Annotated in this window: 12 protein-coding genes; 6 read left to right on the plus strand and 6 right to left on the minus strand. The window is 73.5% G+C overall.

The window, feature by feature from the left end; translation table 11 throughout:
- Positions 1 to 109: 109 nt before the first annotated feature.
- Genes ACZ597_RS35265 through ACZ597_RS35275 form a run of 3 tightly spaced genes read right to left on the minus strand, consistent with a single transcriptional unit; the run spans position 110 to position 3,314 of the window.
- A complete protein-coding gene (locus tag ACZ597_RS35265; protein ID WP_471339451.1) occupies positions 110 to 1,093 on the minus strand; it encodes a carbohydrate kinase family protein in 984 nt (327 codons plus the stop codon).
- Position 1,094: 1 nt separating this feature from the next.
- The gene (gene metK, locus ACZ597_RS35270) at positions 1,095 to 2,300 is read right to left on the minus strand and encodes a methionine adenosyltransferase (RefSeq protein ID WP_471339454.1); all 1,206 of its coding nucleotides are present in this window, start codon (positions 2,298 to 2,300) and stop codon (positions 1,095 to 1,097) included.
- Positions 2,301 to 2,318: 18 nt separating this feature from the next.
- Positions 2,319 to 3,314 carry a methyltransferase gene (locus ACZ597_RS35275; protein ID WP_471339456.1) on the minus strand — a complete coding sequence of 332 codons (996 nt, stop codon included), beginning with the start codon at positions 3,312 to 3,314 and terminating at the stop codon, positions 2,319 to 2,321.
- 307 nt (positions 3,315 to 3,621) lie between these two features.
- Between ACZ597_RS35275 and ACZ597_RS35280 the strand changes: the two genes are divergently transcribed.
- From ACZ597_RS35280 to ACZ597_RS35290, 3 genes are all read left to right on the plus strand, one after another.
- Positions 3,622 to 4,848 (plus strand): FAD-dependent monooxygenase, encoded by a 1,227-nt coding sequence (locus tag ACZ597_RS35280; RefSeq protein ID WP_471339461.1) that lies wholly within the window; start codon positions 3,622 to 3,624, stop codon positions 4,846 to 4,848.
- A gap of 184 nt (positions 4,849 to 5,032) precedes the next feature.
- Positions 5,033 to 6,382 carry an AMP-binding protein gene (locus ACZ597_RS35285; RefSeq protein ID WP_471339464.1) on the plus strand — a complete coding sequence of 450 codons (1,350 nt, stop codon included), beginning with the start codon at positions 5,033 to 5,035 and terminating at the stop codon, positions 6,380 to 6,382.
- On the plus strand, positions 6,379 to 7,152 hold the full coding sequence (locus tag ACZ597_RS35290; protein ID WP_471339466.1) for a thioesterase II family protein: 774 nt from the start codon (positions 6,379 to 6,381) through the stop codon (positions 7,150 to 7,152). The genes ACZ597_RS35285 and ACZ597_RS35290 overlap by 4 nt, the downstream gene beginning before the upstream one ends.
- Positions 7,153 to 7,159: 7 nt before the next feature.
- Here the strand turns inward: ACZ597_RS35290 and ACZ597_RS35295 are convergent, their stop codons facing one another.
- Positions 7,160 to 7,507, minus strand: coding sequence for a MarR family transcriptional regulator (locus ACZ597_RS35295; protein WP_471339469.1), 348 nt, complete (start codon positions 7,505 to 7,507; stop codon positions 7,160 to 7,162).
- Between the two features lie 12 nt (positions 7,508 to 7,519).
- On the opposite strand from ACZ597_RS35295, the gene ACZ597_RS35300 reads away from it, so the two are divergent.
- Together ACZ597_RS35300 and ACZ597_RS35305 are read left to right on the plus strand one after the other, a co-directional pair.
- Complete coding sequence (locus ACZ597_RS35300; protein WP_471339472.1) at positions 7,520 to 8,266, plus strand: alpha/beta fold hydrolase; 747 nt, start codon at positions 7,520 to 7,522, stop codon at positions 8,264 to 8,266.
- 108 nt (positions 8,267 to 8,374) lie between these two features.
- A complete protein-coding gene (locus ACZ597_RS35305) occupies positions 8,375 to 9,298 on the plus strand; it encodes a DMT family transporter (protein WP_471339474.1) in 924 nt (307 codons plus the stop codon).
- 15 nt (positions 9,299 to 9,313) lie between these two features.
- Here ACZ597_RS35305 and ACZ597_RS35310 read toward each other — a convergent pair whose 3' ends face one another.
- Together ACZ597_RS35310 and ACZ597_RS35315 are read right to left on the minus strand one after the other, a co-directional pair.
- On the minus strand, positions 9,314 to 9,592 hold the full coding sequence (locus tag ACZ597_RS35310) for a hypothetical protein (protein ID WP_471339476.1): 279 nt from the start codon (positions 9,590 to 9,592) through the stop codon (positions 9,314 to 9,316).
- 59 nt (positions 9,593 to 9,651) lie between these two features.
- A complete protein-coding gene (locus ACZ597_RS35315) occupies positions 9,652 to 10,386 on the minus strand; it encodes a TioE family transcriptional regulator (RefSeq protein WP_471339479.1) in 735 nt (244 codons plus the stop codon).
- 58 nt (positions 10,387 to 10,444) lie between these two features.
- Here ACZ597_RS35315 and ACZ597_RS35320 point away from each other — a divergent pair, with 58 nt between their 5' ends.
- Positions 10,445 to 11,644, plus strand: a complete 1,200-nt coding sequence (locus ACZ597_RS35320; RefSeq protein ID WP_471339482.1) for an erythromycin esterase family protein — start codon at positions 10,445 to 10,447, stop codon at positions 11,642 to 11,644.
- Positions 11,645 to 11,734: the final 90 nt, after the last annotated feature.

An 11,734-nucleotide genomic window follows, 5' to 3' on the forward strand; every position in this document is an offset into this window, starting at 1 on the left:
TGGAAGTCCTCCAACGAAGGGTCCTGCGCCTGGAGCATGGTTCCCATGGCTCCGTCGGCGACGACCACACGGGTCGCCAGCGCCTCCCGGAGGGCGTCGCTGCGCGTGCTCACGGCTTCGCCTGCAGATGTGCCGCGATCTCGGTCGCCGACTCCGTGCCGTACGCGTCGGCGATCCGGGCGGCCAACTGCCCGGGCTCCGGCCGGTACTCCTGCGTACCCACCGACTCCAGGACGGTCGTCGCCAGCGCGCAGCCCAGCTGGGCCGCGCGCTCCTGGGACAGGCCCCAGCCGATGCCGGCAAGGTATCCGGCGCGGAATCCGTCGCCGACGCCCGTCGGATCGGCGATGTCCTTGGCGGGGACGGCCGGAACACTGACCGCCGGGGCGTCCGCCGAGAGGATGGTCACTCCGTCTCCGCCACGGGTGATGATCCAGGTTCCGACCCGCTCCAGGACCTCCTGTTCGGTCCAGCCGGTGCGCTCCTGCAACAGGGCGGCCTCGTACTCGTTGGTGAACAGCAGGCGTGCCCCGTCCACCAGGCGCCGGGTCTCGTCGCCGCTCAGCCGCGCGAGCTGCTGCGAAGGGTCCGCTGCGAGCGGGATGCCCAGCTCGTGGGCTTCCGCGGAGTGCCGCAGCATCGCCTCCGGGTCGTCCGGAGCCACCACCACCCAGTCCAGCCGTCCCGCCCGCCGCACCACGTCGGGCAGGGCGATCTCGCGGGCCTCGGCCATGGCGCCCGTGTAGAAGGAGGCGATCTGGTTCTGGTCCGCGTCCGTCGTGCACATGAACCGTGCGGTGTGCCGCGTCGCGCTCACCTTCACGGACCCGGTGTCGACACCGTGCTCGCTCAGCCAGGCGTCGTAGTCGGCGAAGTCCACCCCGGCGGCACCCACGAGCAGCGGCGAGAACCCGAAGCATCCCAGGCCGAACGCGATGTTCGCGGCGACGCCTCCCCGGCGCACCTCCAGATCGTCCACCAGGAACGAAAGGGAGATGCTGTCGAGCCGGTCGGGAATGAGCTGCTCGGTGAACCGGCCGGGGAAGGTCGTCAGATGATCGGTGGCGATGGACCCGGTGACAGCGATTCGCATGTCAGACCCCCGCTGCCTTGCGGAGGGCGGGTACGCGGTCGATGTGCTCCCAGGTGAAGTCGGGGAGTTCGCGGCCGAAGTGGCCGTAGGCGGCGGTCTGGGCGTAGATCGGCCGCAGGAGGTCGAGGTCGCGGACGATCGCGGCGGGGCGGAGGTCGAAGACGGCGGAGACGGCTTCCTGGATCCGCTCGTCGGGCAGGGTGCCGGTGCCGAAGGTCTCGACGAACAGGCCGACGGGCTCGGCCTTGCCGATGGCGTAGGCGACCTGGACCTCGCAGCGGGTGGCCAGGCCGGCGGCGACGACGTTCTTGGCGACCCAGCGCATCGCGTACGCGGCGCTGCGGTCGACCTTCGACGGGTCCTTGCCGGAGAAGGCGCCGCCGCCGTGGCGGGCCATGCCGCCGTACGTGTCGATGATGATCTTGCGGCCGGTGAGGCCGGCGTCGCCCATCGGGCCGCCGATCTCGAAGCGGCCGGTCGGGTTCACCAGCAGCCGGTAGCCCTCGGTGTCCAGCTTGATGCCGTCCTCGGCCAGCTGCCCCAGCACGTGGTCCACCACGTGCTCGCGGATGTCCGGGGTGAGGAGCGCGTCGAGGTCGATGTCGCCCGCGTGCTGCGAGGAGACGACGACGGTGTCGAGGCGGACGGCCTTGTCCCCGTCGTACTCGATGGTGACCTGGGTCTTTCCGTCGGGACGCAGGTACGGGATCTTCCCGTCCTTGCGTACCTGGGTGAGCCGGCGGGAGAGGCGGTGTGCGAGGTGGATCGGCAGCGGCATCAGCTCGGGCGTCTCGTTGCAGGCGTAGCCGAACATCAGGCCCTGGTCGCCCGCGCCCTGCTTGTCCAGCTCGTCGCCCTCGCCCTCGACGCGCTGCTCGTAGGCCGTGTCGACGCCCTGCGCGATGTCCGGGGACTGCGCGCCGATGGACACCGACACACCGCAGGACGCGCCGTCGAAACCCTTGGCGGACGAGTCGTAGCCGATGTCCAGAACGGCCTGTCGGACCAGCGACGCCACATCGGCGTACGCCTTCGTGGTCACCTCGCCCGCGATGTGGACCTGGCCCGTGGTGATGAGGGTCTCCACGGCGACGCGGGAGGCCGGGTCCTGGGCGAGGAGCGCGTCGAGGATCGTGTCGCTGATCCGGTCGGCGATCTTGTCGGGGTGACCCTCGGTCACCGACTCGGAAGTGAAGAGACGCCCCATGGCGCTACCTCCAGAATTTCAGGCGGTGGGGACCGCGCGGATGACGTTCATGCCACTGGGAAGGGAGTCCACCCGGGTAATCCGGAATCCGGCCTTTTCCAGCAGGACCTCGACCTGCGCCGCGGTCCGCTCCTGGCCTCCGGTGCCGCCGAACAGCGAGAGCATGTAGAGATCCATGAGGGCCGCGGTCTGCAGCCGTTCGTCACGCTGCCCCCGGTCGGCCGCGATCAGGTCGACGACCATGAGCGTCGCGCTGTCGGACATGGCCGCACGGCAGGTGCGGAGGATCTGTACCGCCTTCTCGTCGTCCCAGTCGTGCACGATGTGCGAGAGCAGGTACAGGTCGCCGCCCTCGGGGACGCTGTCGAAGAAGTCCCCGGTGGCCACGGAATAGCGGCCGTCCAGCGGATCCGGGCCGATGCGGTCCGCCTGGAGGGACGTCGAGCTCGGCAGGTCGAAGACCACCCCGTTGACGCCCGGATGCGCCACGAGGATCTTCCGAAGGAACGTTCCGTCGCTGCCGCCGACGTCCACGATGGTGCGATAGGCGGAGAAGTCGATCGAGCGCAGGATCTCGTCGAGCTCCAGGGCCAGCCCGCGTCCCTGCGAATCGTCGAAGGCGGCGCGGAGCTCTTCCTCCCGTTCCATGTGCGTGAACAGGGAGACCCCCTCGTTGCGCTCGAAGGGCGACTGTCCCGACGTCACCGTTGCGAGCAGGTCCTCCCAGGCGGCCCCGAACTGTCCGGCGACCAGGGTGGCCGAGGGGAGCGCGGAGGCGGGGTGCGCGGAGGTCAGTGCCTCACCGAGCGACGTGAGGGAATAGACCTGCGCCTCACCCTCCTCGAACAGGCCGAACACGGCCAGCCCGCGCAGGAGCCGGGCGAGCGTGACGGGATCCGTGCCCGTCCGCTCCGCGATGGCGGCCACGTCCAGGGGCTGTTCGGCGAGGAGGTCGGGAATGCCCAACTGCGCCGCGACGACCAGAGCACGGGAAGGAAGCTGCGCGTAGAGCAACCGTCGCAGCTCAATCCCAGCTTCCCGCTGCTCCCTGCTCAACTCGTGCACGGTCGCCTCCTCGCTCGTCCGACGCGTCACCGGGATCGAGACGCAACCCGATGGTCACCGCTGACGGGGTGCCGTATCCGGGACGGGCCAGATCCTGAACAGATTTCCCGGGGCACGGATACGCGGTCCCCCGGCCCGGTTCCGGCCGCGATCCCGGCTCCACCGCCGGTCGAGCGGATCCCGGCCGGGACGCGAGCGGCGCTGTGGACGCTCGGGGCCCGGCACGGTGCCGGGAGGGACCGGGGAGGAGGCGTCCGTGGCCGAACAGGGGCGGCACCGGTTCCTCGTCGTGGGCGCGAGCGCCGCAGGCCTGACCGCCGCCCACGAACTCGCCCGTCGGGGCCGGTCCGTACGCGTCCTGGACACGCCCCGAGGGCCGGCCACGACGAGCCGCCCGGTGGCCCTGCACCCGCGCAGCCTGGAGACGCTCGACCAGATGGGCGTCGTCGGCGGATTCCTCGTCCACGGGAGCAGGAGGCAGGCGGGGCGGGCCGGCCGTTCGGCCAGGTCCACCGGGTACCCGTACACCGTCGTCATCGAGCGGGCCCGCGCCGAAGCGCTGCTGCGCGAAGCCGTCGCAGCCCTCGGCGTGCGCGTCGAACGGGGTGCACGGCCGCAACGCCCCGCCGGGCCGGACGAGCGCGCACCGCACTGGCTGATCACCTGCGACGGCAGCGCCGAGCCGATCGACCACGACGCCCGCCGCTTCACGGCGGGAGCCGGCCAGGACCTGAACACGGGGATCCAGGAGGCGTACAACCTCGCCTGGAAACTCGCCATGGTCGACCAGGGCCAGGCGCCTCCCCGGCTGCTGCGCACCTACGGAGAAGAGCACCCGCAGCCGCCACCCGTCCCCGACCGCCGCGTTCCGAGGCTGCGCCGGACGTTGCGGCGCATGGCCCCGGACCGGCGGGCCGGGCTGCGCCACAGCCATCCGGACGGCTACGCGAACAGCTCCCTGACCAGCTGGAACTGCCTGGACTTCATCTCCGGCTACCACGTCGGTGCGGCAGGTCCGCTACCGGCGCCGGCTCCCGGGCCGGGCGCGCACGTCACCTCCGCGGGCGCCGTCGTCCGCGACGCCCTGCGCGGCGAACTCAGGGATCCCCGCTGGTCCTTGGTCTTCGCCGCCGACGACGGCCGCCCGCCCCGCGGGCCGGCGGCCGTGGCCGCCGCGGCCGCCGCCCGGTACGGAGCGTGGCTCTCGGTCCGTGCCCTCGGCGGAACTCCGGCTCCCCTTCCGGACCCGGACGGTCCGCCGGACCCGGACGGTCCGCCGGACCCGGACGGTGTCCCGGACCCGGACGGACGGCTGCGCGCGGCCCTCGGCACAGCGCCGGGTGGCTGGCTCCTGATCCGCCCCGACGGCCACGTCGCCGCCCGCGGCACCTGGCTCTCCGCCGCGGAGCTCGGCCGCGCACTGTCCCCCCTTGCCGTCACCCCGCTCATCACCGAGACGACCGGAGCACCCCCATGTGGCTGATGTGGTTCTACCGCCGCCCCTTCCCGCCACCCGACGACCGCCCCAGGTACGCCCGGCAGCGGACCTGGCGCACCCGCCGCCGGGACGCGTCCCGGTGACACCGCAGGCGGGTACCAGGGCCGCACGGCGGAGTCCCGGCGCGGGGACGTAGCCTGGGGATCCGCCACCGACAGGGAGTTGCCGCGTGCTGACCGCGCTTGACGGGACCTACGGCGACCGCGCGGACGCCGTGAGCGTCGCCGGCCGTACCGCCTCGTACGAGGAACTGCTCGGCGCGGCGGGGGCCGTGGCCGCCGACGTCGCCGGGGCACCCGCCTTCGCCATGACGGCCACCGCATCCCTGGAGACCCTGGCGGCGGTCGTCGGCGGACTCCTGGCCGGAGTGCCCTTCGTACCGCTGCCCCCCGACGCCGGCCCCGCCGAACGCGAGCACCTCCTGCGCGACTCCGGCGCCGTCGAGGTCCCCGTCGACTTCGCCCGCCGGGCCGCGGCACCCGCCCCGGCCGCGGGACCCGGGGACCCCGCGCTGGTGCTGTACACCTCCGGCACCACCGGCCCGCCCAAGGGCGTGGTCCTGACCGCCGGAGCCATCGCCGCCGACCTCGACGCCCTCGCCGAAGCCTGGCAGTGGAGCGCCGAGGACACCCTGGTGCACGGGCTCCCGCTGTTCCACGTACACGGCCTCGTGCTCGGCGTCCTCGGCGCCCTGCGCACCGGGAGCCGCCTCGTGCACACCGGCCGCCCGACCCCGCAGGCGTACGCCGCCGCCCGGGGCAGCCTGTACTTCGGGGTGCCGACCGTGTGGTCCCGCATCGCCGCCGAACCGGAGCACGCGGCCGCGCTGACCGGGGCCCGCCTCCTCGTCTCCGGCAGCGCCGCCCTGCCCGCGCCCGTCTTCCGGGACCTGGAGCGCCTCACCGGCCACCGCCCCGTCGAGCGCTACGGGATGACCGAGACCCTGATCACCGTCAGCGGCCGCGCGGGCGGCGAGGTCCGCCCCGGCACCGTCGGCACCCCGCTCCCCGGCGTCCGCACCCGCGTCGCCGCCGAACCGGGCGCCGAGATCGGCGAACTCCAGCTCACCGGGCCCACGCTGTTCTCCGGCTACCTGGGCCGCCCCGAGGCGACCGCGGCCGCGTACACCGAGGACGGGTGGTTCCGTACGGGCGACATCGCCGCCGTCGACCCGGAGGACGGGGTCCACCGCATCGTCGGCCGGGCCTCCATCGACATGATCAAGTCCGGCGGCTACCGCATCGGCGCCGGAGAGATCGAGAACGCCCTGCTGGACCACCCCAAGGTGGCCGAGGCGGCGGTCGTGGGCGTTCCGGACGCGGACCTCGGGCAGCGGATCGTCGCCTTCGTCGTCGCCGAAGGGGTCACCGGTCCCGAACTCACCGACTTCGTCGCCGCGCACCTCTCGGTGCACAAGCGGCCGCGCGAGGTGCGCTTCGTCCCCGCGATCCCCCGCAACGCCATGGGGAAGCCCCAGAAGAAGCTCCTGCTGACCGGCGGATTCGAGGAGGCCCGATGAGCGCCGCCGACCGGGGGAGCCCCTGGATCCGCCGCTTCCACCCGCCGGCGGTGCGGCCGGGGAGCCCCGCGCCGGTCCTCGTCGTCCTCCCGCACGCCGGCGGCAGCGCCTCCTTCTACTTCCCGCTCTCCCGCGACCTGGCCGCGCACGCCGAGGTGCTCACCGTCCAGTACCCCGGCCGCCAGGAGCGGCTGGGGGAGCCGATCCCGGACACGATCGCCGGGCTGGCCGACGGGGTGGAGCGGGCACTGGAGCCGTGGCGCGGCCGGCCCCTCGTCCTGTTCGGGCACAGCATGGGCGCGGTGCTCGCCTACGAGCTGGCGCGCCGGCTGGAGGCGGCCGGCGAGGCACCGCGCGGCCTGATCGTCTCCGGGCGGCGGTCGCCGCTGATCGAGCGGGAGGAGGAGCAGCTCCACGCGCAGGACGACGACACCCTGCTGGCCCGGGTGCACTCCCTCTCCGGGACCGACCCCGCGCTGCTGGCCGACCCGGAGTTCCGGGCGCTGATCCTGCCGGCGCTGCGCAGCGACTACCGGGCGGTCGAGACCTGGCGGCACGTGCCGGGACCGCCGTTGCGCACCCCCGTCAGCGTGCTCTGCGGGGAGTCCGACCCCCGGGCGAGCGTGGCCGAGGCGATGGGCTGGCGGGAGGTGGCCGGGGCGGGCTTCGGCTTCCGCGGCTTCCCCGGCGGCCACTTCTACCTGGCCGAGCAGCACGCGGCCGTGGTGCGGGCGGTGACGGAGGACCTGTCGGGGTTCACGGCGGGCTGACTCCGCCTCAGGCCGTGCCGTCGCCGCGCACCGCCAGGTGCCGGGCGAGGACCTCCAGGGCCTGAGTCACCTCGGGCAGCCGCTCGGCCCCGGCCTCGCCCAGCGCCCGGCTCAGCGCCTCCTCGACCTTCGAGCTGCCGGCGGCCCTTACCGCGGCCACCCGCGCGGAGGCCGTGGGCGACTGCCGCACCAGGGTCCTGCGGCGGTCGGCGGGGTCGGGGGCCGTCTCGACCGACCCGGCCTCGCGCAGCCGGGCCACGGCGCCCGAGACCTGGCTCTGCGGCAGCCCGGTGCGCTGCGCCGTCTCGCCGACCGTGGTGTCCGGGTGCGCCGCGATGTCCCCGGCGACGATCAAATCGGGCCCCTGTTGCTCATCTCGCAGAGCGGTGAGGGCGACGCGGACCGCACCGTGGACGTGGTCCCGCACCTCACCGACACCTTCACGGTCCTGACCTACGACCGCCGGGGCCTGTCCCGCAGCCGCCTGGAGCAGCCCGGCCGGACCACCTCCCTCGCCGAGCACGCCGACGACGTCCACCGGCTGCTGGCCGCCGTCACCGACGAGCCGGCCCTGATGCTCGGGTGCAGCCTCGGAGCCGTCATCGGACTGCACGTGGCCGCCGGGCACCCCGGCCGGCTCTCCGCCCTCGTCGCCCACGAGCCGGTCGCCCCGCGCCTGCTGCCGGACGCCGCCGACCGCGAGCGGCACGAGGCGGAGCTCGTCGAACTCCAGCACATCCACCGGGAGGAGGGCCTGCCCGCGGCCGCCCGGGTACTCGGCATAGACACCAGCGGCAAGGACTACGAGCCGGGCCTCACCCCGCAGCCGATGAGCGAGATGCGCCGCGCCAATTTCGCCTACTTCATCGAGCACGACTTCTCGGCGATCCTCCAGGACCCGCTCGACCCGGCCGCCGTGGCGGCGACCACGACCCGCATCCTCCCGGCCGTCGGCACCACCACCCCGTCCACCGTCTTCGACGTCGCGTGCGCCCACGCGCTGGCGGACCTGGTGGGGTCGGAGATACGGGTCTTCCCGGGCGGGCACAACGGCAACACCAGCCACCCCCGGGCCTACGCGGAGCGCCTGCGGGCGGTTCTGACCGCTTGCTGAGAGCCCGCTGAGCGCCTGCTGACGGCCCCTTGACGCCCTGCTTGCGGCCCGGCCGGATCGCCCGGGACGACCTAGGCAGCGTCATTGCCCGTCGGTACGTTGGCCCGCATGGATCAAACGACCGGTGCCTCCCGAACCAGTCTCGATCAACGTGCCCTCGCGGCCGCCGCCGTCACCGTCGTGATGTGGGCCTCCGCGTTCGTCTCCATCCGCGCCTCCGCGGAACACTTCGGCCCCGGGGCGCTGGCCCTGGGCCGGCTCCTGACGGCCTCGCTCGCGCTGGGCGCCGTACTGCTCGTCAAGCGGACACCACTGCCGCCGCGTCAGGCGTGGCCGGGGATCCTGGCCTCCGGGGTGCTGTGGTTCGGGCTGTACATGGTGGCGCTGAACTGGGGCGAGCAGGGGGTCGACGCCGGCACCGCCGCCATGGTGGTCAACACCGGGCCCATCGTCATCGCCCTGCTCAGCGGGTGGATGCTGAAGGAGGGCTTCCCGCCGATGCTGCTCGTCGGGATGGGTGTCTCCTTCGCGGGGGCGGTCGTCGTGGGGATGTCCACCTCGAAGGGCGGCACCTCGTCCCTCACCGGTGTGCTGCTCTGCCTGGTCGCCGCGCTCGCCTACGGTGCCGGGGTGGTCTCGCAGAAGCCCGCGCTGCAGTACGCGAACCCGCTCCAGGTGACCACGTACGGCTGCTTCGTCGGCACCCTCTGCACCCTGCCCTTCGCCGGCCAACTCCTGCACCAGCTCCCCGAGGCACCCCTGTCCGCCACCCTCAACATGGTCTACCTGGGCCTCTTCCCGACCGCCCTCGCCTTCACCACCTGGACGTACGCCCTCTCCAAGACCACCGCCGGGAAGATGGGCGCCACGACGTACGCGGTGCCCGCCGTGGTGATCGTCATCGCCTGGGCGCTGCTGGACGAGGTCCCGGGCTGGCTGACCCTCCTCGGCGGCGCGGTCTGCCTCGCGGGCGTGGCGGTCTCCCGCCGCCGCCCCCGCCCCGCCCCGCGGACCGCGGCGGCGGTGAAGTAGCCGGAGGGCCGGAGTTCACTTCCGAGCGGCTGCGGCGATCCGGTCCGCGACCTGGCCGGCCTGGGACATGGAGTCAGTCGGAGAGGAGATGTAGAGGGCGATGGCCACCGGCCGGCCGGCCGAGGTCCGGGTGGCCGACAGGGCCCAGGCGGCCGAAGCGGAGGGTACCCACGTACCGAACGAGTCCCCGAGTGCCGACCGCAGCTCATCCGCGGTGCAGCCCGACACGGAGGCGCCGAGCAGCGTGGTGAGGGCGGTGACCAGGGCGCCGGAGGCGCGCAGCGAAATGGGCATGAGGGCATCCTATGAGCCGGAACGATCTACGTCCGCGCCGCGGTGGGCGGGCCGGACGGTCACTCGAAGGGGATGCCCCGGCCCCCGCGTTCGCGGAGGTGCGCCTCCAGGGCGGCGGCGCCCGTCAGCAGGGCGCGGCCGCGGGCCGACAGGCGGGCGTGCCAGTCGTGCAGGGCGGCCTCCAGGGGCTCCGGGCCGCCGGCCGCGCGGACCTGGGTGATCAGCGGGGCGATCTGCTCCAGCAGGTAGCCGCCCCGGCGGAGTTGGTGGGTCATCCGGGCGTCCCGTACGGCGGCCGCGTCGTAGACGCGGTACCCGGTCCGGGGGTCGCGGTGCGGGTGCACCAGCCCCGCCCCCTCCCACTTGCGCAGGGTCGCGGGCCGGATCCCGAGCTTCGCCGCCAGCGGGCCGATGAAGGTGCCGCCGGGCTCGGACGGCGGGAGGGGCTCCAGGTCGCGGAGCGCGGCCTCCACGGCCCGGAGGGTCCGGCGGTCGTCCAGGAGCTGGGTGTGGCTCTCGTCGATGAGGCGGAACGCCTCGTCGGCCGCGTCCTCGTTCACGGCCCGCATGACCGCCGTCGCCGTCCGGTGGCCGTGGCCCGGCAGCAGGGCCAGGAACGCGCGCAGGGCGCTCGCGTGCAGCGGGGTGTAGGAGCGGTAGCCGCTGGCCGTGCGGGCGGCGGCCGGGAGGACACCGGCCTCCTCGTAGTTCCGGACCGCCTGGGTGGACAGGCCGTGCGCGCGTGCCAGGTCGATCGGCCTGAGATGTCCACTGGTTTTAAGGTTCTGGCCCATTGGAGCCGAGAATAGCGGCCAAACTTTCAACCGAAGGTTCAAGGATAGCGTTGAAGCCATGGAAACCTCCGTGAAGGACCACGTCCGCTCCGTCGACGCCCCCGCCGTCCTCCGCCTGCTCTCGCGCAGGCCCCGGCTGCTCGCCCTCGGCGAGCCCACGCACTTCGAGGACACCCTGCTCGAACTGCGCAACGAGCTGTTCCGGCAGCTCGTGGAGGAGGGCTACCGGACCATCGCGATCGAGAGCGACTGCCTGATGGGCCTGACCGTGGACGGCTACGTCACCTCCGGCGAGGGCGTCCTCGACGAGGTCGTGGAGCGCGGCATCAGCCACGGCTGGGGCACCTCCGCCGCCAACCGCGAGCTGGTGCGCTGGATGCGCGCCCACAACGAAGGCCGGCCGGCCTCCGAACAGGTCCGCTTCGCCGGCTTCGACGGCCCGTTGGAGATGACCGGCGCCGCCGCCCCCCGGCAGGCCCTCACCGGACTCCACGGCTACCTGGCCGCCCGGGTGGACGCGGACCTGCTCCCCTGCACGCGCGAGACCCTCGAACTCCTGCTGGGCACCGACGCACAGTGGACCGAACCCGACGCCATGATGGACCCGGCCCGGTCCGTGGGGCAGTCGGCCGAGGCGGGCCGGCTGAGGCTGATCGCCGACGACTTGGCGGCCCTGCTCGACGAGCAGGAGCCCCAGCTGATCGCGGCGGGCCCGCGGGAGGAGTGGGACCGGGCGCGCCTGTACGCGCGGACGGCCACGGGCCTGCTGCGCTACCACCACTGGACGGCCGACGGCTCGCCCGCCAGGCTGGCCCGGCTGGCGGGGGTGCGGGACCGGATGATGGCCCGCAACCTGCTCGCCCTCGCCGAGCGGGGGCCGGTGTTCGTCCACACCCACAACGCCCACCTCCAGCGGCAGAAGAGTTCCATGCGCATGGGCGGGAAGCCACTGGAGTGGTGGAGCGCCGGTGCGCTGGTGGAGGCCCGCCTCGGCGCGGAGTACGCCTTCGTGGCCACGGCCCTCGGCACGATCCGGCGCCGGGGAGTGGAAGAGCCGGCACCGGACACCTTCGAGGGGCTCCTGTACGCCCTTCCGGAGGACCGCTGCCTCGTGGACACCCGGCGGCTGGCGACCGCGCTGGGCGGTGCCCGGCCCGCGCCCCGGGTATCGCCGTGGTTCGGCTACGCCCCGCTCGACCCGGCACACCTGGAGGACGCCGACGGGGTCGTGTTCCTCAAGGACATGGCTCCGGCGTAGCGTTCAGTTTTCGTCTGTTGCAACGTCAGGGTGGTGTTCGTTGCGTTGAATTCAGGCTTGGTGCAACGATTGCAGGGCTCTGGCCTGCGG

It is taken from the genome of Streptomyces sp. NPDC040718 (assembly GCF_055593565.1).